Raw genomic sequence first — 23,048 nt, 5'->3', positions numbered from 1 at the left:
ATCGGAGATGAAATCACTTTGGGCGAGCGCGCTGCTGTCGATCACGCTGGCCGCGTGCGGGCCGCTGCTGCCGCGTTCGCCGACGTCCGAACTTCACGATCTGGGCAGCCAGCGTGCCGCCCGCCCGCTGGCGCGCGTGCCGGTGCTGACCGACGTGCGTGCCCCGAATTGGCTGGACGGCACCGCCATCCACTATCGCCTTGCCTACGAGAGCGAAACACGCCGACGCAGTTACGCATTGAGCCGCTGGGCAGCACCACCGGCCGAACTGCTGTCGGTCGCGCTGCGACGCATGCTGGATAGCCCGGGTGCGCCGTCTACCTGCCGCCTGGTGGTCGAGCTGGACGAGTTCATACAGGTGTTCGACCGGCCGGACGACTCGTCGGCGTTGATATCCGGCGTCGCCACATTGGTCGGCGCCAATGGCAGAACCATCGTCAACCGCATGCGCTTCTCGCTGACCGAGAAGGCGCTCGGCGCCGATGCGCCGTCCGGTGTTGCGGCGCTGTCGCGTGGCGTCGATGCACTGGGTGTGCGGATCGCCGACTGGCTTGATCGGGCGGAGGCGGAAGGGCTGAGCAGGAGGTGCGAATCATGAATCCGGGAAATGCAGCGCCACGCGATAACGGTCTGCTGCAGGCAGCATTGGATCAGGTCGCCGAGACGTGCTGGGCGCGCCTGCCGTGCGAGCGCGTCACCATCATGCTGGCCGACGGTGAGGGCCACGATGCCGTGCTTGGGATTGCGGCCTGGCGTGGCGAACTGGCGCAGGAAGTGGTCAATGCGCGCGTGAGCAGTGGCAGTTCGGTGGCGGGTGAGGTGTTCGCCAGCGGGCGAGGGCGGCGTGTCATCGACGCCGACGCGCCGCACGCCGGCGGCCGCGCGCGCGGCGAGGGCGGCAGCTTCATCTGCACGCCGTTGCCGCTTGACGGACGCATACTGGGCGTGATCAACGTGCGACGCGGTCGCGGTCAGCCGGCATTCACGGAAGAAGAGGAGGGCATGCTGGACTGCCTCGCGCTGTTCGGCGGCAAGTCGGTGCAGACCGCGCAACTGGCCTTCCTGGTCAAATCGGAGTTCGCGCAGCGGGCGCTGCAGGGCGAGGAGGTGACAGCGCTGGCGGAAGCCTTCTCGCAAGGCGCGGCGCAGCCGGCGCAGGTGGCGCGCATGCTGGCGAAATCCTTCTATCGGGAAATGAAGGCGGCTGGTTTTGGCAACAACCAGATCGTCGGCGCGGCGGGCGAGATCATCGACCAGCTGTCTGCCAGTCTGCGCAAGCACGGCCAGCGCATGGAGCGCGGCCGGCAGTGAATCATCGGCGCCGGGGCTGGCCGGCGCCGCGTCGCGTCAGCCGAGCGAGGCGCTGTAGGCGTCGGCGCTCAGCAGCTCGTCAAGTTCGGCCGCATTGTCCGGCTTGATGACGAACATCCAGGCACCGTAGGGATCCTGATTGACCGATTCGGGCTGGTCGGCGACCGGGGCATTGACCGCGGTGACCGTGCCCGACACCGGAGCGTGGATGTCGGAGGCCGACTTGACCGATTCGATCACCGCCATCGCCTCGGTACGGGCGACGGTGCGGCCGACATCGGGCAACTGCAGAAAGACCACATCTCCGAGGGCATCCTGCGCGTGGTCGGTGATGCCGACCGTCACGGTGCCGTCCTGTTCGACCCTGACCCATTCGTGTGTGTCGGTGTAGCGAAGATTGTCCGGATGATTCATTGCTGTTTCCTGGTGGGTTTGACCGGGCAAGATTGTAGCCGCGCAGGACCGTCAGCGGCCGCCTGCTAGAATCCCAAAGTTATGAATGCCGATCTGCACTGCCACTCCTGCCACTCCGACGGCGTACTGTCGCCGGCCGCGCTCGCCGCGCGCGCAGCGGCCAATGGCGTCGAGCTGTGGTCGCTGACCGATCACGACAATCTGGGCGGACTCGACGAAGCGCGCGAGCAAGCACGTGCGCTGGGCATGCGTTTCATCGACGGCGTCGAGATCTCCGTCACCTGGCACGGCACCACCATCCACGTCGTCGGCCTCGGCATCGATCCGCGCCATGCGCCACTGGAGCAGGGCCTGGCCAGCGTGCGCGGCGGCCGCGACGAGCGCGCGTTGCGCATGGCCGAGGCGCTGGAAGCGCTGGGCGTGCGCGAGGCCTACGCCAACGCGATGCGCCATGCCGGCAATCCGTCGCTCGTTGGTCGGTCACACTTCGCACGCGTGCTGGTCGAGCAGGGCTATGCGCCGGACGTGCATGCGGTGTTCCACAACTATCTGGTGCGCGGTCGCCCCGGCTACATCGAACACCAATGGACGGCGCTGGAGCAGGCGGTGGCGTGGATACGCGGCGCTGGCGGCGTCGCCGTGGTCGCCCATCCGGGCCGCTATCGCATTTCCGGCGATCAGTTGCTGCGCCTGCTCGGCGACTTCCGTGATGCCGGAGGGCAGGCCATCGAAGTGGTGTCCGGCTCGCACGGCGACGCCGAGGTCAGACATTTCGCCCGGCTGGCCCGCGATTTCGGTTTCTACGCCTCGCGCGCGTCCGACTTCCATGCGCCGGACGAAAGTCCGATCGACCTCGGACGAGGCGCTCATCTGCCCGCCGGTGTCGAACCGGTGTGGCATGCGCCCGAGCTTGGCTCGCGTGTCGCCTGTCCGGCCTGATGCCGCTTTTCCACACCCTCTGACGAATACATCCACGTGGCACAGCTTTTCACCGTACATCCCGACAATCCGCAACCCCGCCTGATACGACACGCCGCCGACATCCTCCGGGATGGCGGGCTCGCGGCCATTCCGACCGACTGCGCCTGGTCGCTGGTGGGCCATATGGGCGATGCGCGCGTGCTCGAGCGCATCCGTCGCATCCGCGACGTGGATGTGCATCATCATTTCACGATGATGTGCCGCGACCTGTCGGACATCGCCAACCTCGCCAAGGTCGATAACGCGCAGTTCCGTCTGCTCAAGAGCGCGACACCAGGGCCCTACACCTTCATTCTGGAGGCGACGCGGGAGTTGCCGCGGCGCATCCTGCATCCGAAGCGCAAGACCATCGGCCTGCGGGTGCCGGACCATCCGGTCGTGTCGGCATTGCTGGAGGCGCTGGGCGAACCGCTGCTCGGCTCGACCCTTTTGCTGCCCGGCGAAGATCTGCCGCTGACCGACGCCGAGGACATCCGCGAGCGCCTGCAGCACGAGCTCGACCTGGTGATCGACGCCGGTCACTGCGGTACGCAGCCGACCTCGGTGATCGACCTGTCGTCGGGCACGCCCGAACTGGTACGCGCCGGCGCGGGCGACGTCGCGCGCTTCGGCCTGGACTGACGTGCCGGCCGCGTTCTGCTAGCATCCGCCCGCCTATGGACGAAAGCATTGCACGCTTGGCGGTCATCGTGCTGCCGGTCGTGCTTGCCATTACGCTGCACGAGGCGGCCCACGGATACGCCGCACTGATGAAGGGGGATCCGACCGCGCATGTGGCCGGCCGGATCACCGCCAACCCCTTGAAGCACATCGATCCGGTCGGCACGATACTGGTGCCGCTGGTCATGTACTTCGTCGGCGCGATGGCGGGTCACGAGGGGCTGCTGTTCGGCTGGGCCAAGCCGGTGCCGGTCGATTTCTCGCGGCTGCGTCGCCCGAAGCAGGACATGTTCTGGGTTGCGGCAGCCGGTCCGGCCGCCAATCTGGTAATGGCACTGGGCTGGGGGCTGGCAATGAAGCTGGCACTCGGCATGCCCGGTCACTACTTTGCCGAGCCGCTGCTGCTGATGGCCAAGGCCGGCATACTGATCAATCTGGTGCTGATGGTGCTGAACCTTCTGCCCATACCGCCGCTCGACGGCGGACGCATCATGGTGAGCCTGCTGCCGCGCGGTCCGTCCATGGTGTTCGCGCGCATCGAGCCTTACGGCATGTTCATCCTGATCGCGCTGCTGGTGTCGCACGTACTCGACGACATCCTGCGTCCGCTGCTCGTGCTGGCGAACGCGCTGCTGATGTCCCTGCTTTTCTGAACCGGATGAATCGATAACATGTACGCAGAACGCGTTCTTTCCGGCATGCGCCCCACCGGTCGCCTGCATCTTGGTCACTACCACGGCGTGCTGAAGAACTGGGTCAAGCTGCAGCACGAATACCCCTGTCTGTTCTTCGTTGCCGACTGGCATGCGCTGACCACCAATTACGAAGACACACAGGTGATCGAGCGTAGCGTGTGGGACATGCTGATCGACTGGCTGGCCGCGGGTGTCGATCCCAACCAGGCGACGCTGTTCATCCAGTCGCGGGTGCCGGAGCACGCCGAACTGCATCTGCTGCTGTCGATGATGTGTCCGCTCGGCTGGCTGGAGCGGGTGCCGACCTACAAGGACCAGCAGGAAAAGCTGGCCGACAAGGATCTGGCGACCTACGGCTTCCTCGGCTATCCGCTGCTGCAGTCGGCCGATATCCTGATCTACCGCGCCAATCTGGTGCCGGTTGGCGAGGACCAGGTGCCGCACGTCGAACTGACCCGCGAGGTGGCCCGTCGCTTCAACCACCTGTACGGTCGTGAGCCCGGCTTCGAGGACAAGGCGCGTGAGGCGGTGAAGAAGCTGGGCGGCAAGCGCGGCAAGCTGTACGAGGAACTGCGCCGCCTGTACCAGCAGGAAGGCAAGGAGGACGCGCTGGCGCAGGGCAAGGCGCTGCTCGAAGAGGCACAGAGCCTGAGTCTGGGCGACCGAGAGCGCCTCTACGGCTATCTGGAAGGCGGCGGCAAGATGATTCTGGCCGAGCCGGGTGCGCTGCTGACCGAGGCGGCGCGCATGCCGGGTCTGGACGGTCAGAAGATGTCCAAGTCCTACAACAACACGCTGATGCTGCGCGAGGAGCCCGAGGTCGTCACCAAGAAGATCCGCGGCATGATGACCGACACCCAGCGCGTGCGCCGCACCGATCCGGGCGATCCGGACCGCTGCCCGGTGTGGCAGTTCCACGTGATCTACTCGGACGACTCGGTCAAGCAGTGGGTACAGGAAGGTTGCCGCTCGGCCGGCATCGGTTGCCTCGAGTGCAAGCAGCCGGTGATCGACGCGGTGCTGAAGGAACAGGCACCGATCCACGAGCGCGCGAAGCAGTACGAGGAAGATCCGATGCTGTTGCGCAACATCGTCGCCGATGGCTGCGAACGGGCGCGCAAGCTGGCGTCGGAAACGATGCGCGACGTGCGCGAGGCCATGGGCCTGAACTACGCCTGATGTCCGGCGAGGCGCTCATCGCTGAACCGGTGCCGGCCGCGACGGCCGCGCCACCGGCGCGCCTGTATGGCGAGGCGCTGGAAAAACTTCCGCTCGACCTGTACATTCCGCCCGATGCGCTCGAAGTGTTCCTGGACGCGTTCCAGGGGCCGCTCGATCTGCTGCTCTACCTGATACGCAAGGCCAACGTCAACATCCTCGACATTCCGATGGCGCCGCTGACCGCGCAATACCTCGTCTACGTCGAGGCGATGCGCTCGCAACGCCTGGAACTGGCGGCGGAATACCTGCTGATGGCGGCCATGCTGCTCGAGATCAAGTCTCGCATGCTGCTGCCGCGTCCGCCGCGTGAAGTCGCCGACGAGGGCGAGGATCCGCGTGCTGAACTGGTACGCCGGCTGATCGAGTACGAACAGATGAAGGCGGCCGCGCTGGCGCTGGACGCGATTCCGCGCATCCAGCGCGAGCACGAGTGGGTCGGCGTGCAGGTGGCCGAGCGGCTGGTCGAGATCCAGCCGAACGTGAGTGCGACCGACCTGCAGCTGGCCTGGCTGGCGCTGATGCGCCGTGCCGACATGACCCGCCATCACAAGGTGACGCGCGAGGCGCTGTCGGTGCGTGAGTTCATGTCCGGCATCCTGCGCCGGCTGCACGAAGAAGGTGATCTGCGCTTCGACCAGTTGTTCGAGGTTGGCGCGCCGGCCGCCCAGATGGTGGTGAATTTTCTCGCGGTGCTCGAACTGGCCCGCGAGAACCTGATTGAACTGCTTCAGCTCGAAGCCTTTGCGCCGATTTATGTCCGAACTGCCCGAACAGCCGCAGTCGCCGAGCCCGTCTGAGGTCAAGCGCGTGCTCGAAGCCGCGCTGCTCGCCAGCCAGGACGCAATGAGTACCGGCGAACTGCGAAAGCTGTTCGAACAGGAGCTCGACCACGCGCTGATCCGTCGTCTGCTCGACGAGTTGCGCGAGGACTGGGCGGGGCGGGGCATCGAACTGGTCCAGGTGTCGTCCGGCTGGCGTTTCCGCACCACCGCGGACGTTCAGCCCTACCTGGATCGACTGAAGAACGAAAAGCCCGCGAAGTATTCCAGAGCGGTGCTGGAAACGCTGGCGATCATTGCGTACCGCCAGCCGGTGACGCGCGGCGATATCGAGGACATCCGCGGTGTGGCGGTGTCGCCGGGCATCATCAAGGCGCTCGAAGGGCGCGGCTGGATTGACAGCGTGGGTTACCGCGAAGTCCCCGGCCGGCCGGCGCTGTATGCAACGACACGACGTTTTCTCGACGACCTGGGCCTGCGCACGCTCGCTGAGCTGCCGCCGCTGGCCGAACTACAGAAGGTGATGGAATTCAATGATGCAAGGTAAACGCAGGCCGGGCGCCGGTGGCGAGGTCAATGGCAACGTGGCCAATTACCGCTCGCAGGACAGCAAGAACAAGCGGCGCGGCCCGGTGGTGTTCAACGAACCGCAGAAGCTGCACAAGATGCTGGCGGACATGGGCCTGGGTTCGCGCCGCGAACTGGAAGACTGGATCGTCGCCGGCCGCATCAGCGTCAACTCGCTGCCGGCGCATGTGGGTCAGCGCGTCGGGCCGGAGGACAAGGTCCGCGTCAATGGCAAGCTGATCCACATCCACTTCGCCCAGCGTGCGCCGCGCGTGCTGATCTACCACAAGCCGGAAGGCGAAATCGTGTCGCGCGACGACCCGGAAGGCCGTCCGTCGGTGTTCGACAAGCTGCCCAAGGTGGGCGGTGGCCGCTGGATCGCGGTCGGTCGACTCGACTTCAACACTTCGGGCCTGCTGGTCTTCACCACCAGTGGTGAGTTGGCCAACAAACTGATGCACCCGAGCTACGAGCTCGAACGCGAGTACGCGGTGCGCCTGATCGGGGAGCTCACGCCGGAACAGTCGAAGAAGCTGACTGACGGCATCGAGCTCGAAGATGGCATCGCCAAGTTCAATTCGCTGGCTGACGGCGGCGGCGAAGGTTCGAATCACTGGTACCGCGTCACGCTGTCCGAAGGCCGCAACCGCGAGGTGCGTCGCATGTTTGAGGCGATCGGTCTGACCGTGAGCCGACTGATGCGCGTGCGCTATGGCCCGTTCGAGCTGCCGCGACGGCTGGCGCGCGGCAAGTCGGAGGAGCTCAAGGCGGAACAGGTCGAGAAGCTGTTGTCGGTGGTGCCGGCCAAGGGCAAGCAGCGCAAGGGGCCGGTAGATGAAGCCCGGCCGCAAGCCGACGGCGAAACGCCGGCGTCGCCCAAGCGCGGCCGTCGCCGCGGTCCGCGCAAGCCGCGTGAAGCCGGAGAGGGTGGCAATCGCGCTGCGCCGCAACAGGGTGCACCGTCGCCGCAAGGCGGCGAGGGCGACGCCCCGGCCCGCAAGCGCGCACCGCGTCGCCGTCGCCGCTCGTCGGCCAAGCCCGCGGCAGGCGGCGGAGAGGCCTGACGACATACCACCGTTGGGCGGGGCCGTCCATCCTTGCAGCTTGAGGGGATGGATGGCCTCTGTTACACTCCTCGGCTTGTTGCGCTGGCCCGGCCGGCGTTTTTCGATGGGCGGTCAGCCCATTTTTTATTTGTACATCCGGAAGTGTGTTGCTGGGATGAGTGTTGCGGAACTGATCGAGCAGGCGGTAACTGGGCTCGGCTACGAATTCGTCGATCTTGAAACCTCGCCAAGAGGCCGTCTGCTGCGTGTCTTCATCGACACCGACAAGGGCATCATGGTGGATGACTGCGTGACGGTGAGCAATCACCTGACCCGCCTTTTCATGGTCGAAAACGTCGATTACGACCGTCTTGAAGTGTCCTCCCCGGGGCTTGATCGCCCGCTGCGCAAGACCGCCGACTTCGTTCGCTTCACCGGGCAGGAGGCGCAGTTGCGCCTGCGCGTGCCGGTGGGCAATCAACGCAATTTCACCGGTCAACTGGCCGGCGTGGCCAACGACCGGCTCACCCTCGAGATCAAGGGCGAAGCCCACGAGTTCGAACTGTCGCAGATCGAACGTGCCCGCCTGGTGCCGGACTTTGAACGCAAGCAGGAGTTGAAACGATGAGTCGCGAGATTCTGTTGCTGGTCGATGCACTGGCACGCGAAAAGAATGTGTCCCGCGAAGTGGTTTTCGGCGCTCTCGAAACCGCACTGGCTTCGGCCACCAAGAAGCGCACCCATGACGACGCCGACGTGCGCGTGTCGATCGACCGCGAAACCGGCGAGTACGAAGCCTTCCGTCGCTGGCACGTGCTGCCGGACGAACTGGTCGAGAACGACGAGGCCGAGATCGGCCTGATCGACGCCCGCGAGCAGATCGCCGACATCCAGGTTGACGACTACATCGAAGAAGCCCTGGAGCCGGTCGATTTCGGCCGCATCGGTGCGCAGGCCGCCAAGCAGGTCATCCTGCAGCGCATCCGTGATGCCGAGCGCGAACAGATCCTGAACGACTTCCTTGAGCGCAAGGACCATCTGGTCACCGGCACCATCAAGCGCATCGAGCGCGGCAATGCCATCGTCGAAGTGGGCCGCCTGGAGGCGCTGCTGCCGCGCGAACACATCATTGCCCGCGAGAACCTGCGCGTCGGCGACCGCGTCAAGGCAGTGCTGCTGCGTGTCGATCGCCAGGCGCGTGGCCCGCAGATCATCCTGTCGCGTACCGCGCCCGAGTTCATCATGAAGCTGTTCGAGCTCGAAGTGCCGGAGATCGAAGACGGCCTCATCGAGATCAAGGGCGCCGCCCGCGACCCCGGTATCCGCGCCAAGATCGCTGTCAAGTCGAACGATCCGCGCGTCGATCCGCAAGGCACCTGCATCGGCATGCGCGGTTCGCGCGTGCAGGCGGTGACCAACGAACTGGGCGGCGAGCGCGTCAACATCATCCTGTGGTCGCCTGATCCGGCGCAGTTCGTCATCGGCGCGCTGGCGCCGGCCGAAGTCGCCTCCATCGTGGTGGATGAGGACGCGCACAGCATGGACGTGGTGGTCAGCGAAGACAACCTCGCGATTGCCATCGGTCGCAGCGGCCAGAACGTGCGCCTCGCGTCCGAGCTGACCGGCTGGAAGATCAACCTGATGACGGTCGAGCAGTCGGCCGCCAAGTCCGACGCGGAGAACGCCGCCATCCGCCTGCTGTTCATGGCCAAGCTGGACGTGGACGAGGAAGTGGCGGACATCCTGATCGAGGAAGGCTTCTCGACGCTGGAGGAAGTGGCTTACGTGCCGCTGGCTGAAATGCTCGAGATCGAGGCGTTCGACGAAGATACGGTGAACGAACTGCGTACCCGCGCACGTAACGTGCTGCTGACCGAAGCCATCGTCAACGAAGAGCAACTGGAGCAGGTCGATGATGCCCTGCTGGCGCTGGACGGCATGGACAAGCAGCTGGCGGCGCAGCTGGCGCGCGCCAATGTGCGCACGCGCGATGATCTGGCTGATCTCGCTGTTGATGAACTGGTCGAGATCGCCGGCATCGATGCTGCGCGCGCGACATCGCTGATCACCACTGCGCGCGCGCACTGGTTTGAATAATTGAGGACGGTATGGCGTTGATGAGTGTTTCCCAGTTTGCGACCGAGCTGAAAATCCCCGCGGCCGCGCTGCTTGAGCAGCTGAAGCAGGCCGGTGTGGACAAGAAGAGCGAAGGCGATTCGCTGACCGAGCAGGACAAGACGCGCCTGCTCGACTACTTGCGGCGTCAGCACGGCGATACGGCGGGAAAGACCAAGATCACGCTGACCCGTCGTCAGACCACCGAGATCAAGGCGACCAATTCGTCCGGTCAGGCGCGTACCGTACAGGTCGAAGTGCGCAAGAAGCGCGTGCTGGTCAAGCGCGATCCGGCCGAGTTGCTGGCCGAAGAAGCAGCGCAGGCGGCGGCGACCGAAGAGGTCGCGGCCGACGTCGTGGCGGACGAGGCGACTTTTGTCCCCGAGCCCGAGCCGACGCCGGTGGTGCCGGAACCGGTGCTCGAAGTGGCGCCGGAACCTGAGCCCGAACCCGAACCGGAACCTGAGCCCGAACCCGAACCGGCGGCGGTTGAGACGCCCGAGCCGGTGGCCGAAAGCGCTCCGGAAGTCGTGGCCGAGGCGGCTGCGCCGACCGAGCCGCGTCCGCTGACCGCGCGTGAACGCGAAGCCAAGCGCCACTCCGAACTGCTCGCCCATCAGGCGCGAGAGCTCAAGGAGAAGCAGGAGCGCGAAATTCGCATGCGCCAGGAGACGGAAGCCCGTCTGGTGCGTGCGCAAGCCGAAGCCGAAGCCAAGGCCAAAGCCGAGGAAGAGGCCAAGGCGGCGGCAGCGAAAGCGCCTGCCGGAACGCTGCACAAACCGGCCAAGCCGGACGACAAGGCAGCCAAGACTAAGCCCGCTGCGCCCGCTGCAGCCAAGGCAAAGCCGGGTTCGAACTGGAAGGACGACGCCGCCAAGCGCCGTCAGATCAAGACGCGCGGCGACGCCGGTACCGGTGGCTGGCGTGGTGGCCCGAAGGGCCGCAATCATCGCGACCACGATCAGGGCCAGCAGCAGGCGCCGATCGAGGCTGTCGTGCGCGAAGTGCTGGTGCCGGAAACGATTTCCGTCGCCGACCTCGCCCACAAGATGGCGATCAAAGCGACCGAACTGATCAAGGTGCTGATGAAGCTCGGTCAGATGGTCACGATCAATCAGGTGCTGGACCAGGAAACCGCAATGATCCTGGTCGAGGAAATGGGCCACGTCGCCAAGCCGGCCAAGCTGGACGATCCGGAAGCCTTCCTCGGCGAAGCCGACGAGGAGCACAAGGATGTCGAACTGCTGCCGCGCGCACCGGTCGTCACCGTCATGGGTCACGTCGATCACGGCAAGACCTCGCTGCTCGACTACATCCGCCGTGCCCGTGTGGCGGCCGGTGAAGCGGGCGGCATTACGCAGCACATTGGCGCCTATCACGTCGATACGCCGCGCGGCATGATCACCTTCCTCGATACGCCGGGTCACGAGGCCTTCACGGCCATGCGTGCCCGCGGTGCGAAGGCGACCGATCTGGTCATCCTGGTGGTGGCGGCCGACGACGGCGTGATGCCGCAGACGCGTGAAGCCATCCATCATGCGAAGGCTGCCGGCGTGCCGATGGTTGTCGCAATCAACAAGATCGACAAGCCGGAAGCCAACCCGGACCGCGTGAAGCAGGAGCTGGTGGCCGAAGGTGTGGTACCGGAAGAATACGGTGGCGACTCACCCTTCATCCCGGTGTCGGCGAAGAAGGGTACGGGCATCGACGAACTGCTCGAGAACGTGCTGCTGCAGGCTGAAGTGCTTGAACTGAAGGCGCCGAAGGAAGCCCCCGCCCGCGGTCTGGTCATCGAAGCGCGTCTCGACAAAGGCAAGGGTCCGGTCGCGTCGGTGCTGGTGCAGTCGGGTACGCTCAAGCGCGGCGACATCCTGCTGTGTGGTCAGGTATTCGGCCGGGTGCGCGCCATGCTGGACGAGTCAGGCAAGGCGATCAGCGAGGCGGGTCCGTCGATCCCGGTGGAAATCCAGGGTCTGTCCGACGTGCCCGCCGCCGGTGACGAGGCGATGGTGCTGGCCGACGAACGCAAGGCGCGTGAAATTGCACTGTTCCGTCAGGGCAAGTTCCGCGACGTGAAGCTGGCGAAGCAACAGGCCGCCAAGCTGGAGTCGATGTTCGAGCAGATGGGCGAGGGCGAAGTCCGCGTGCTGCCGCTCATCATCAAGGCTGACGTTCAGGGTTCGCAGGAAGCGCTGGTGCAGTCGCTGATGAAGCTGTCCACCGACGAAGTGCGCGTGCAGGTGATTCACGCCGCGGTCGGTGCGATCTCGGAAACCGACGTGAACCTGGCGCAGGCTTCCAAGGGCGTCATCATCGGCTTCAACGTTCGCGCCGATGTCGGTGCGCGCAAGCTGGCCGAGAACTTCGGTGTCGATCTGCGTTACTACACCATCATCTACGAAGCGGTCGATGAGGTGAAGGCTGCGCTGTCGGGCATGCTGGCGCCGGAAAAGCGCGAGCACGTGCTCGGTACGGTGGAGATCCGCCAGGTGTTCCGCGGCACCAAGATCGGCACGATTGCCGGTTGTATGGTGCTTTCGGGTCTGGTCAAGCGTGGCGCCAGCGCCCGCCTGCTGCGCAACAACGTGGTGGTGTGGACCGGCGAGCTCGATTCGCTCAAGCGCTTCAAGGACGACGTCAAGGAAGTCAAGGAAGGTTACGAGTGCGGCTTGTCGCTGCGCGGTTACAACGAGATCGAAGAAGGCGACCAGCTCGAGGTCTTCGAAATCCAGGAAATCGCGCGCAAGCTCGCCTGAGCCTGACGCCCACACGCAATGGCCGAACGTTATGCACGCAGTGACCGAGTGTCGGAAGCGATCCGCCGCGAACTGGCTCAGCTGATCGCGACCGAACTGAAGGACCCGCGCGTCGGCATGGTGTCGCTGACCGCGGTCGAACTGACGCCGGACTATGCGCACGCCAAGATCTACTACAGCACGCTGGCCGAAGGTGACGCGCAGAAGCTGATACATGAAGGTCTGGTGCGCGCGTCCGGTTTCCTGCGCCGGGAGATTGGTCGCCGCGTGCGCATACACACCACGCCGCAGCTGCACTTCGTGCATGACCAGACGATGGAGCGTGCAGACCAGTTGTCGCGTCTGATCGACAAGGCCCTGCATTCCGGCCCCTCCACCGGCGAGGATTGAGTTGCAGCCACGCTCGCGCTGGAAGGCGATCAACGGTGTGCTGTTGCTCGACAAACCCATAGGTCTCAGTTCAAACGACGCGCTGCAGAAGGCGCGTCGTCTGTTTCAGGCCGCCCGTGCCGGACACACCGGTACGCTCGATCCGCTGGCCAGTGGTCTGCTGCCGGTCTGCTTTGGCGAGGCGACCCGGTTTGCCGGGCTGATGCTGGATGCCGACAAGGAGTATGTCGCCCAGGTGCGTCTCGGTGTGCGGACGACGACCGGGGACGCCGAAGGCGAGGTGCTCGAAACCCGCGAAGTCGCGATCGACGAAACTGCGCTGCGTAGCGCCGTCGATGCGCATACCGGCGACATCGAGCAGATTCCGCCGATGCACTCTGCGCTCAAGCACGCCGGCAAGCCGCTCTACGAATACGCCCGCGCCGGCGAGACCATCGAACGGGCGGTGCGTCATGTGCGCATACGCGAGATTGAACTGCTGGATGTCACGCTGCCGTCGTTCTCGATGCGCGTGCTGTGCAGCAAAGGCACCTACATCCGTACGTTGGCCGAAGACATCGGTGCGATGCTGGGCTGTGGTGCGCATCTGACCGGACTGCGCCGCACGCGCACCGGGCCCCTGCGACTCGATCGTGCGGTGACACTTGAGCAGATCGCCGCGCTCGAGGAGGACACGCGCGCGTCGCTGTTGAATCCCGCCGACATCCTGTTGCAGGACATGCCGCTCTGCCGCATTGCCGACGCGGATGCGCAGCGCCTGATCAACGGTCAGTCGGTGCCGCTTTCAGCGGTTGACGCGGACATTGCGTTGCAAGAAGAAGGCGTGTTGCGCGCCTATGCCGGACCGGTTTTTCTCGGTCTGGTCGTCGTACGCGGCGCCCGCTTGCGGGTGAAGCGCCTGTTGCCGCAGGAAAGTGCGCAAAAGCCTTGAAATAGGCTTGAGATTGCGCAACTGTGGCGTATAATTTTGGGTTTTCCAAACGAGAGAGTTTAGATCAATGGCTATCGTTTCCGCCGATAAAGCCCGCATCGTGGCCGACTTCCAGCGCGCGGCCGGCGATACGGGGTCGCCCGAAGTTCAAGTCGCCCTGCTGACCGCACGCATCAACGACCTGACCGGTCACTTCAAGGAACACGTCAAAGACCACCACTCGCGTCGTGGTCTGCTCAAGATGGTGAGCCAGCGTCGCAAGCTGCTTGACTACCTGAAGCGCACCAACGCCGACGGCTATCGTTCGCTGATCGGCCGCCTCGGTCTGCGCAAGTAATTGCATCCGAAGGCAATGTCTGAGCCTTCGCAGGCTTGACACCACATACCGGCGTGAGTCCTTTGCGGCTCCGCCGGTTTGTTTTTTCTGGCGGGCGGACGATGCCCGCCACTCATCGAATCGAAAGGAATCGACTTGCTTAACGCTACCCGCAAGGAATTCATGTTCGGCACCCAGAAAGTGGTGCTGGAAACCGGCGAGATCGCGCGTCAATCGAGCGGCGCCGTCATCGTAAACGTTGAAGAAACCGTCGTGTTGGCGACCGTCGTTGCCCAGAAGTCGGCAAAGGCTGGCCAGGATTTCTTCCCGCTCACCGTTGATTACGCAGAAAAGTTCTACGCCGCGGGCCGTATACCCGGCGGTTTCTTCAAGCGCGAGGGCCGTCCTACCGAGAAGGAAACGCTGACCTCGCGTCTGATCGATCGCCCGATCCGCCCGCTGTTCCCGGAAGGCTTTTACAACGAAGTTCAGGTCATCGTTCAGGTGCTGTCGCTGAACCCGGAAGTCGATGCCGACATCCCGGCCATGATCGGTGCATCCGCCGCACTGGCGATCTCCGGCATCCCGTTCAGCGGCCCGATCGGCGCCGCCCGCGTGGGCTATATCGATGGTCAGTACATCGTCAACCCAACCGCCTCGCAGCTGAAGGACAGCAAGCTGAACCTGGTCGTCGCCGGCACCGAAGCAGCCGTGCTGATGGTCGAGTCGGAAGCGATGGAACTGTCGGAAGAAGTCATGCTGGGCGCTGTCGTCTATGGCCACGAGCAGATGCAGGCCGCGATCAATGCGATCAATGAACTGGTCGAAGTCGCCGGCAAGCCGGAGTGGGACTGGCAGGCGCCGGCCCGCGACGAAGCGCTGTGGAACCGCATTTCCGAGCTGGCCGAAGCCAAGCTGCAGGATGCCTACCGCATCACGCAGAAGCAGGTGCGCAGCCAGAGCGTGAACGCCCTGCGCGACGAAGTGATCGCTGCGCTGACCGCCGACGCCGCGACGGCGCCGGACGTGAACACGATCAAGAACTACTTCTTCGACATGGAAGCGCGCATCGTGCGCAGCCGCATCCTGAACGGCGAGCCGCGCATCGACGGTCGCGACACGCGCACCGTGCGTCCGATCGCGATTCGCAACAGCGTGATGCCGCGTACCCACGGTTCGGCGCTGTTCACGCGCGGCGAGACGCAGGCGCTGGTGATCGCCACGCTGGGCACCGGCCGCGACGAGCAGATCATCGACGCGCTGGGCGGCGAGTACCGCGACCGCTTCATGCTTCACTACAACATGCCGCCGTTCGCCACCGGTGAAACCGGCCGCTTCGGCGCACCGAAGCGCCGCGAGATTGGCCATGGTCGTCTGGCCAAGCGCGCGCTGCTCGCTGTGCTGCCGTCGCCGGAAGAGTTCAGCTACTCGATGCGCGTGGTGTCGGAAATCACCGAATCGAACGGTTCGTCGTCGATGGCTTCGGTGTGCGGCGGTTCGCTCGCACTGATGGACGCCGGCGTGCCGCTGAAGGCGCATGTTGCCGGTATCGCGATGGGCCTGATCAAGGATGGCAACCGTTTCGCGGTGCTGACCGACATCCTCGGCGACGAGGATCACCTCGGCGACATGGACTTCAAGGTGGCCGGTACCGACAGCGGCATCACCGCGCTGCAGATGGACATCAAGATCCAGGGCATCACCAAGGAAATCATGCAGGTTGCGCTGGCCCAGGCCCACGAAGCGCGCAAGCACATCCTCGGCATCATGCAGGAGTCGATGTCGGGCGCCCGTGAAGGCGTGTTGACCTACGCACCGCGTCTGCTGACGATGAAGATCAATCCGGAAAAGATCCGCGACGTGATCGGCAAGGGCGGCGCAGTCATCCGCGCGCTGACCGAAGAGACCGGCGCCACGATCGACATCGGCGACGACGGCACCATCACCATCGCATCGGTGAATTCGGAAGCCGCCGAGCACGCCAAGCGCCGCATCGAGGCGATCACGGCTGAAGTCGAAGTGGGCAAGGTCTATGACGGTACGGTGCTGCGTCTGCTGGACTTCGGCGCCATCGTCAGCGTACTGCCGGGCAAGGACGGTCTGCTGCACATTTCGCAGATCGCCAACGAGCGCATCGCCAACGTCGCCGATCACCTGAAGGAAGGTCAGCAGGTGAAGGTGAAGGTGCTCGAGACCGACGAGAAGGGTCGCATCCGCCTGTCGATGAAGGCACTGCTGGCTGCGCCGGAGGCAAACGGCGAGCAGGGCTGATGTCCTGCGGGGCGTCCAGCGAATTTCTTTGAAGATATTTCGCTGAAACGCTCTGCAGGCATTGACCGCACCCCGGTCGGCCGGTAATATCTCGGCCTCTCGGGGTGTAGCGCAGCCCGGTAGCGCGCTTGCTTTGGGAGCAAGATGTCGGGGGTTCGAATCCCTCCACCCCGACCATAATCGGTCCGCAACACCGTTCTTAGTACCTGCCCGTAGCTCAACTGGATAGAGCAACGGCCTTCTAAGCCGTAGGTTGCGGGTTCGATTCCTGCCGGGCAGGCCAGCAAAGGCCTGAGAGAGTTTCAAAGCGGTTGCCCGTTTGGCATCCGTTTCAGTGGTGGCTGTAGCTCAGTTGGTAGAGTCCTGGATTGTGATTCCAGTTGTCGTGGGTTCGAGTCCCATCAGCCACCCCACCCAATTCCCCTGTTGTTGATTGTGCGAGCCCGTCGCGCCGACATTTGTCGCGCGCGAGGTGCGCGTCGTCATGGCACGTGCCGAGGCATGGAATCGTGCAGCGATGGCGGAGCGCACGCCCCGGCCATCGCCGCCGTCAGCATTCAGCCCGCAGCGCTCTGCAGGTAGTTCTGCTCGCCCATCAGCTTGATCAGGCGCAGTTGCTGTTCCAGCCAGTGCGCGTGGTCCTCTTCGGTGTCCTTCAGCATCGGCAGCAGCAGATCACGGGTGACGTAATCCTGCTCCTTCTCGGTCAGTGCCATCACTTCGCGCAGATGCTTCACGACCGAAATCTCCACCGCCAGATCGTTCTCGAAAATGCTGACGACGTCGTGGCCCACGTTGAGCGCGGCGGGTTTCATGTCGGGCGTACCACTCAGCATCAGGATGCGGCGTATCAGCGCGTCGGCGTGGCCGGTTTCGTCTTCCATTTCATGCGCGATGCGCGCGGCGGCCTTGCTGAAGCCCCATTCGTCGAGCATGCGCGAATGGATGAAGTACTGGTCGCGTGCCGCCAGTTCGTAGACCAAGAGCGCGTTCAGCGCGTCGAGGATGACCTGTTTTCCTTGCATGGCTTATCTCACTTCCCGGATGTCCGGCGCATACGAAGATTGTTCGATGATGCGCCCATTCTGGCTTCTGTGCTGGGTTTGGTGGCGTCCCGCGAAGTCGTGGTGCGAACCGTATTCATTCGCAGTCGCCGTATCGGTCTTTCTTCCCGGTGATGCGCTCAGTTCGACGCGACGCCGCCCAGCGCTTCTTCGAGGTGATCGATCAGGCGGCTGACCTCGCCGGTCATCAGCGCGAAATCGGTGTCGAAACGCTCGGCTTCATCGCCGCTGCCGTCGTCGTTCTCGGTCAGCACGTCCAGCGGCGCGACCCGCTTCACTGCGAGGTTCTCGGTCAGCGTGAACGAAACACGGTCCATCCAGCTCAGCGCCAGACGGGTGCACTGCTTGCCGGCTTCGATGTGGCGACGCAGGTCGTCCGCTTCCAGCGCATGGCGCACGTAGCGCACGGTCGCTTTGGACTGCGTGCTGGAGCGCAGTTCGGTGTCCTGATCGATGCTGAAGCCGGCAGGCGCTTCGTCGGCGGCCAGCCAGGAGGTCATCGCCGATACCGGCGACAGCGCGGTCTGCAGCGGTCGGGCGCCCAGCTGTTCGACGCACTCGTTCAGCAGCTGCATCACCTCGTCGCCCTTGGCGCTGGCGGCTGCGTTGACCACGATGCGACCCTTGACCGGGTCTATCCAAACCTGCGTATCGCGCCAGATGGCGAAGGCGCGCGGCAGCAGTTCGTTGGTGACGCTGTCCTTCAGCTCGCGCATTTCCTTGCGGCCGGGTTTGTAGCCCTGCTTTTCCTCGATTTCCTGGGCACGTGCCTTGGCGACCTGATTGATGACGGTGGCCGGCAGCAGCTTCTTTTCGGTGCGCAGCGTGATCAGCATCTGACCGCCGACCGCGTGCACCAGCGCGCCGTTGTCGCGCGGCGACATCCAGCCCATGCGCTGCATTTCCACGCTGCTGCCCGGCTGGAAGGCCTTGGCGGCGAGCTTTTCGTCGAGTTGTTCAGGTGCGAGCGCGAAGGGGGCGGTGAGGCGGTAGATCTGCAGGTTCTTGAACCACATGGCGTCGGGCAAAAAGGGACGCAGTGTATATGAGTGGAGTCGGGCGGCAGGCGCTGCCGCGTCGGTGGGCGCATGTCAATATCGACGGCCGCGCCCCTCTCCGTGCACACTAGCGGCCTTCCGCGCGGCGCGTGCCGCGCTCCCGTTCTGCTGATTCACTCCGATGACGACTCCCAGCTACAACGCCGCTGAAATCCAGGTGCTCGAGGGCATCGCGCCGATCCAGAAGCGGCCGGACATGTACACCCGGACCGAAAGTCCGAACCACATCATCCAGGAAATGATCGACAACGCCTGCGACGAGGCGCAGGGCGGCTTCGCCGACGGCATCCGCGTCGTGATGCACGGCGACGGCTCGGTGTCGGTCGAGGACAACGGTCGCGGCATTCCGGTCGATATCCACCCGACCAAGAAGGTGCCGGCGATCGAGGTCATCTTCACCATCCCGCACTCGGGCGGCAAATTCGAGGGCAAGGCCTACAAGATCGCCGGCGGTCTGCACGGTGTCGGCGTGACGGTGACCAATGCGCTGTTGACCCGGCTGGAGGCGACGGTCAAGCGCGGCGGCAAGGAACATTCGATCACCTTCGACCACGGCATTTCGCAGGGACTGACCGAAGTCGGCAGCTGCCCGAAGTCGCATACCGGCACCCACGTGCGCGCCTGGCCGGATCCGAAGTACTTCGCCAGTTCGAAGGTGAAGCGTGCCGACATCGAGCATCTGCTGCGCGCGCGCAGCGCCATGCTGCCCGGCGTGCGCATCCGTTTCGAGGACGAAGAGAGCGGGGCGGTGCAGGAGTGGCAGTACGCCAATGGTCTCGAAGGCTATCTGCGCGAGGAGATCGGCGACGCGAAGTGCGAGCTGTTCTGCGGCGCGCGCACGGCGATCGCCGGCTACGACGAGGGCGAGGGCGCCGAATGGGCGATCGCCTTCCCCGAGGGCGTGTCGGTGCGCGAGTCCTTCGTGAACCTGATTCCGACGCCGGGCGGCGGCATGCACGAGTCCGGCATGCGGCAGGCGCTGTTCGAATCGGTGAAGGACTACGCCACACACCACGGCCTGATGCCGGCCAAGCTCGCGCTGCAGTCGGAAGACGTGTCGCAGCATGCGAGCTATGTGCTCAGCGCCAAGGTGCTGGAGCCGCGCTTCCAGGGGCAGACCAAGGACAAGCTGAACAACCGCGAGGCGGTGAAGCTCGTGTACGAAGCGATCAAGGACACGCTGGACCGCTGGCTCAACGACCACGCGACCGAGGCGCAGCGCATCGCCGGTCTGGCGATCAAGAGTGCGCAAACCCGCGCGCGGGCGGGCAAGGTGGTGGAAAAGCGCGCCGGTTCCGGCGTCACGCTGCTGCCGGGCAAGCTCACCGACGCCACCGGCACCTCGCCGGAACAGAACGAAATCTTCCTGGTCGAGGGCGACTCCGCCGGCGGTAGCGCCAAGCAGGCGCGCGACCGGCAGTTCCAGGCGGTGCTGCCGCTGCGCGGCAAGGTGCTCAACACCTTCGAGATCGACTCGTCGGAGATCTTCGCCAACAACGAAGTGCACGACATCGCGGTGGCGCTGGGCATCGACCCGCACAAGCCGGACGCGCCGGACGCGGTGCTCGACGGCCTGCGTTATCACAAGATCATCATTCTGTCGGATGCCGACGTCGATGGCGCCCACATCCAGACGCTGCAACTCACGCTCTTCCTGCGTCACTTCCCGAAGCTGATCGAACGTGGCCACGTGTTCATCGGCCAGCCGCCGCTGTACTGCGTGAAGATCGCGCCGACCAAGACCCGACCGGCGCGCCGTCTTTACGCGTTGGACGAGGCCGAGCGCGACACCATACTGGCCAACCTGATTGCCGACGGTATTGCCGAGAGCGCGCTGACGGTGAGCCGCTTCAAGGGTCTGGGCGAAATGAATCCGGACGAACTGAAGGAAACCGCGATGAATCCGGAAACGCGCCGGCTCATCCGCATCACCCAGGGGGCCGACCCCGATCTGGTGCTGAACACCTTCACCATGCTGATGGGCAAGAAAGAAGCCGAACGCCGCCGTCGCTGGATGGAACTGGAAGGCGACAAGGTCGTGCCGGATGCTTGAGGAGGGCAGGGACTAGGGACTGGAGCGCCGCGCGGTGTTGCGTTCATCCCGTGTGGCAAAGCCACACCTCTTCCCTAGTCTCTAGCCCCTCGTCCCCAGCCCCTCCAAACACACAACGAAACACCCGGAGCACTCCGTTGACTGACAACCTGTTCGAACCCGACATCGCCGACATTCCGGTCGATGCGCACGCGGCGCAGGCCTATTTGACCTATGCGATGTCGGTGGTGACCTCGCGCGCGCTGCCGGGGCTGGAAGACGGCATGAAGCCGGTGCAGCGGCGCATCCTGTACGCGATGGACGGCTTCGCCCGGCCCGATGCCGCGCACAAGAAGTCCGCGCGCGTGGTCGGCGACGTGATCGGCAAGTACCACCCGCACGGCGATTCGTCGGTATACGAAGCCATGGTCCGGCTGGCCCAGCCCTTCACGCTGCGCTACCCGCTGATCGACGGGCAGGGCAATTTCGGTTCGATGGACGGCGACAACGCGGCCGCCATGCGTTACACCGAGTGCCGCCTGACGCCGTTCGCGCGGCACGTGCTGCTGTCCGAGCTGAACGCCGGCGTGATCGAGTTCCAGCCGAACTACGACGGCACGCAGCAGGAACCATCGCTGCTGCCGGCACGACTGCCAGTAGTGCTGGCCAATGGCGCCTCCGGCATTGCCGTTGGCATGGCCTGCGAAATCCCGCCGCACAACCTGCGCGAGATCGGCGACGCCACCTGCAAGCTGCTGATCGATCCGCGCATGCCGGACGACGACGTGATCGACTGCTTCCAGGGGCCGGATTTCCCGAACGGCGCCACACTCATTTCGTCGCGCGAGAGCATCGTCGCCGCCTACAAGGAAGGGCGCGGCTCGTTCCGCATGCGGGCCAATTACGAGGTCGAGGCGCTGGCGCGCGGCCAGTGGCAGATCGTGGTCACCGCACTGCCGCCGGGCGTGAGCACCGGTGCCGTGATGAGCCGCATCGACGACCTCGCCAATCCCAAGCCCAAGGGCGACAAGAAGAAGATCAGCGACGACCAGGCGCGCACCAAGACGCTGGCCACCTCGCTGATCGATTCGGTGCGCGACGAATCGGACGCGCGCCATCCGGTGCGTCTGGTGATCGAACCGAAGTCGCGCGCGGTGAGCCAGGAAGACCTGCTGGCCTTCCTGTTCGCCTATACCGATCTCGAGTGCAACGCGAGCCTGAACCTGACGCTGCTCGACACCCACCGCCGCCCAGGTCAGATCGGACTGCCGGCGGTGCTGCGTCAATGGTGTGACTACCGTCTCGCTGCCGTGTCGCGCAGGCTCACGCAGCGCATCGCCGACATCGACGAGCGCATGCACATCCTCGATGGCCGGCTGGCCATCCTGCTCGACATCGACCGCGCCATCGCCATCATCCGCGCGGCCGACGATCCGAAGGCCGACCTGATGGCCGGCTTCGGCATCACCGAGCGTCAGGCCGAGGACGTGCTGGAAATCCGGCTGCGCCAACTTGCCAAGCTGGAGGCCATCAAGCTGCAGGGCGAGCGCGATGCGCTGGACGCCGAACGGACCGGTCTGCTCGGCATTCTCGGCAGCGATGCCGCACTGCGTACCTTCGTGCGCGACGAGGTGCGCGCCGACGTCGAGCGTTTCGGCGACGAGCGCCGCACGCTGATCAATGCCGATGCGCAGGCGACCCGCACTCGCGAAGTGCCGCAGATCGACGAGGCGGTCACCGTCATCGTGTCGCGCGGTGGTTTCGGCCGGCTGCGCTCCGGCCATGATGTCGACGAGGCCGCGCTGACCTGGAAGGCCGGCGACGGTCCGCTCGCGGTGCTGAAGTGCCGCACCGTGTGGCCGGTCGTGCTGATCGACGGCGAAGGCCGCAGCTACACCATCAAGCCGACCGATCTGCCGAGCGGCAAGGGCGACGGTGTGCCGGTGTCCTCGCTGGCCGATCTCGCCGGCAAGAAGCTGGTGGCGGTGCTGACCGGCGAGCCGGGCAGCCGTTTCCTGGTGGCGTCCGACGGTGGCTACGGTTTCGTCTGCGCGATCGAGGACATGGTGAGCCGCCAGCGCGCCGGCAAGGCCTTCCTCAACACCGACGGCAGCACTGCGCTGCCGCCAGTGAAACTGCGACCGGGCGACAAGTGGGTGGTCGCGCTGGGCGGCGACCGCCTGCTCGCCTTCCCGCTGGAGGAGATGAAGGAGCTGTCGGGCGGCAAGGGCGTCAAGATCATGACCTTGCCCGACGGCGAGTCGCTGCACTTGCTCGACGTGTTCCGCGAACGTCTCGCGCTGACTGTGCCGGGCTCGCGCGGCCGGCCGAAGACGCTGAACATCGACGAAGCGTCGCTGATGAACTGGCGCGGCGTGCGCGCGACCAAGGGCAGGAAGCTGGAAGGCTGAACGGCCCGCAGCGCCGGCAGGCTCCCGTGG

Annotated in this window: 21 protein-coding genes and 3 tRNA genes; 21 read left to right on the top strand and 3 right to left on the bottom strand. The window is 65.0% G+C overall.

Annotation, left to right across the window (positions count from 1 at the left end; all coding sequences use genetic code 11):
• Positions 1–7: 7 nt before the first annotated feature.
• Entirely contained in the window at positions 8–598 is a 591-nt protein-coding gene (locus ACQ66H_RS11735; RefSeq protein WP_430434178.1) for an ABC-type transport auxiliary lipoprotein family protein, read from the top strand.
• The gene (locus ACQ66H_RS11730) at positions 595–1,311 is read left to right on the top strand and encodes a GAF domain-containing protein (protein WP_430434177.1); all 717 of its coding nucleotides are present in this window, start codon (positions 595–597) and stop codon (positions 1,309–1,311) included. The genes ACQ66H_RS11735 and ACQ66H_RS11730 overlap by 4 nt, the downstream gene beginning before the upstream one ends.
• Before the next feature lie 36 nt (positions 1,312–1,347).
• Here ACQ66H_RS11730 and gcvH read toward each other — a convergent pair whose 3' ends face one another.
• Positions 1,348–1,725: a glycine cleavage system protein GcvH gene (gcvH, locus tag ACQ66H_RS11725; protein WP_304003352.1), complete on the bottom strand. Its 378-nt coding sequence runs from the start codon at positions 1,723–1,725 to the stop codon at positions 1,348–1,350.
• 81 nt (positions 1,726–1,806) lie between these two features.
• On the opposite strand from gcvH, the gene ACQ66H_RS11720 reads away from it, so the two are divergent.
• From ACQ66H_RS11720 to ACQ66H_RS11640, 17 genes are all read left to right on the top strand, one after another.
• Positions 1,807–2,664 carry a 3',5'-nucleoside bisphosphate phosphatase gene (locus tag ACQ66H_RS11720; protein ID WP_430434176.1) on the top strand — a complete coding sequence of 286 codons (858 nt, stop codon included), beginning with the start codon at positions 1,807–1,809 and terminating at the stop codon, positions 2,662–2,664.
• Between the two features lie 36 nt (positions 2,665–2,700).
• Positions 2,701–3,327 carry an L-threonylcarbamoyladenylate synthase gene (locus ACQ66H_RS11715; protein ID WP_430434175.1) on the top strand — a complete coding sequence of 209 codons (627 nt, stop codon included), beginning with the start codon at positions 2,701–2,703 and terminating at the stop codon, positions 3,325–3,327.
• Between the two features lie 35 nt (positions 3,328–3,362).
• Positions 3,363–4,019, top strand: coding sequence for a site-2 protease family protein (locus ACQ66H_RS11710; RefSeq protein ID WP_430434174.1), 657 nt, complete (start codon positions 3,363–3,365; stop codon positions 4,017–4,019).
• A gap of 18 nt (positions 4,020–4,037) precedes the next feature.
• Positions 4,038–5,240, top strand: a complete 1,203-nt coding sequence (locus ACQ66H_RS11705) for a tryptophan--tRNA ligase (RefSeq protein WP_304003358.1) — start codon at positions 4,038–4,040, stop codon at positions 5,238–5,240.
• Entirely contained in the window at positions 5,240–6,079 is an 840-nt protein-coding gene (locus tag ACQ66H_RS11700) for a segregation and condensation protein A (protein WP_430434173.1), read from the top strand. Before ACQ66H_RS11705 ends, ACQ66H_RS11700 begins: the two co-directional genes overlap by 1 nt.
• A complete protein-coding gene (scpB, locus tag ACQ66H_RS11695; protein WP_019918072.1) occupies positions 6,036–6,608 on the top strand; it encodes an SMC-Scp complex subunit ScpB in 573 nt (190 codons plus the stop codon). The genes ACQ66H_RS11700 and scpB overlap by 44 nt, the downstream gene beginning before the upstream one ends.
• A complete protein-coding gene (gene rluB / locus ACQ66H_RS11690; protein ID WP_430434172.1) occupies positions 6,595–7,692 on the top strand; it encodes a 23S rRNA pseudouridine(2605) synthase RluB in 1,098 nt (365 codons plus the stop codon). The genes scpB and rluB overlap by 14 nt, the downstream gene beginning before the upstream one ends.
• Before the next feature lie 157 nt (positions 7,693–7,849).
• Positions 7,850–8,302 carry a ribosome maturation factor RimP gene (gene rimP / locus ACQ66H_RS11685; RefSeq protein ID WP_430435624.1) on the top strand — a complete coding sequence of 151 codons (453 nt, stop codon included), beginning with the start codon at positions 7,850–7,852 and terminating at the stop codon, positions 8,300–8,302.
• Positions 8,299–9,771, top strand: a complete 1,473-nt coding sequence (gene nusA, locus ACQ66H_RS11680) for a transcription termination factor NusA (protein ID WP_430434171.1) — start codon at positions 8,299–8,301, stop codon at positions 9,769–9,771. Before rimP ends, nusA begins: the two co-directional genes overlap by 4 nt.
• Positions 9,772–9,782: 11 nt before the next feature.
• Positions 9,783–12,545: a translation initiation factor IF-2 gene (infB, locus tag ACQ66H_RS11675; protein WP_430434170.1), complete on the top strand. Its 2,763-nt coding sequence runs from the start codon at positions 9,783–9,785 to the stop codon at positions 12,543–12,545.
• Positions 12,546–12,563: 18 nt separating this feature from the next.
• On the top strand, positions 12,564–12,935 hold the full coding sequence (gene rbfA, locus ACQ66H_RS11670) for a 30S ribosome-binding factor RbfA (RefSeq protein WP_304003363.1): 372 nt from the start codon (positions 12,564–12,566) through the stop codon (positions 12,933–12,935).
• A gap of 1 nt (position 12,936) precedes the next feature.
• Positions 12,937–13,866 carry a tRNA pseudouridine(55) synthase TruB gene (truB, locus tag ACQ66H_RS11665; protein ID WP_430434169.1) on the top strand — a complete coding sequence of 310 codons (930 nt, stop codon included), beginning with the start codon at positions 12,937–12,939 and terminating at the stop codon, positions 13,864–13,866.
• Positions 13,867–13,933: 67 nt separating this feature from the next.
• Positions 13,934–14,203, top strand: coding sequence for a 30S ribosomal protein S15 (gene rpsO / locus ACQ66H_RS11660; protein WP_019918081.1), 270 nt, complete (start codon positions 13,934–13,936; stop codon positions 14,201–14,203).
• Positions 14,204–14,365: 162 nt separating this feature from the next.
• Positions 14,366–16,453, top strand: coding sequence for a polyribonucleotide nucleotidyltransferase (gene pnp, locus ACQ66H_RS11655; protein ID WP_430435623.1), 2,088 nt, complete (start codon positions 14,366–14,368; stop codon positions 16,451–16,453).
• Positions 16,454–16,553: 100 nt separating this feature from the next.
• Positions 16,554–16,630 (top strand) — tRNA-Pro (locus ACQ66H_RS11650).
• Positions 16,631–16,659: 29 nt separating this feature from the next.
• Positions 16,660–16,736: transfer RNA gene (locus ACQ66H_RS11645), tRNA-Arg, on the top strand.
• Between the two features lie 54 nt (positions 16,737–16,790).
• Positions 16,791–16,866, top strand: a tRNA-His gene (locus ACQ66H_RS11640).
• 144 nt (positions 16,867–17,010) lie between these two features.
• On the opposite strand, the gene bfr is transcribed toward ACQ66H_RS11640, so the two are convergent.
• Positions 17,011–17,478: a bacterioferritin gene (gene bfr, locus ACQ66H_RS11635; RefSeq protein WP_304027004.1), complete on the bottom strand. Its 468-nt coding sequence runs from the start codon at positions 17,476–17,478 to the stop codon at positions 17,011–17,013.
• 158 nt (positions 17,479–17,636) lie between these two features.
• The gene (locus tag ACQ66H_RS11630) at positions 17,637–18,533 is read right to left on the bottom strand and encodes a recombination-associated protein RdgC (protein WP_430434168.1); all 897 of its coding nucleotides are present in this window, start codon (positions 18,531–18,533) and stop codon (positions 17,637–17,639) included.
• A gap of 163 nt (positions 18,534–18,696) precedes the next feature.
• Here ACQ66H_RS11630 and ACQ66H_RS11625 point away from each other — a divergent pair, with 163 nt between their 5' ends.
• Together ACQ66H_RS11625 and parC are read left to right on the top strand one after the other, a co-directional pair.
• A complete protein-coding gene (locus tag ACQ66H_RS11625; RefSeq protein WP_430434167.1) occupies positions 18,697–20,628 on the top strand; it encodes a DNA topoisomerase IV subunit B in 1,932 nt (643 codons plus the stop codon).
• A 137-nt stretch (positions 20,629–20,765) separates the two neighbouring features.
• Positions 20,766–23,018 (top strand): DNA topoisomerase IV subunit A, encoded by a 2,253-nt coding sequence (parC, locus tag ACQ66H_RS11620; RefSeq protein ID WP_430434166.1) that lies wholly within the window; start codon positions 20,766–20,768, stop codon positions 23,016–23,018.
• The last annotated feature ends 30 nt before the right edge of the window (positions 23,019–23,048 follow it).

Source organism: Methyloversatilis sp. (assembly GCF_965284615.1).
Taxonomy (GTDB): domain Bacteria; phylum Pseudomonadota; class Gammaproteobacteria; order Burkholderiales; family Rhodocyclaceae; genus Methyloversatilis.
This window is presented reverse-complemented; position numbering and strand designations above follow the sequence as displayed.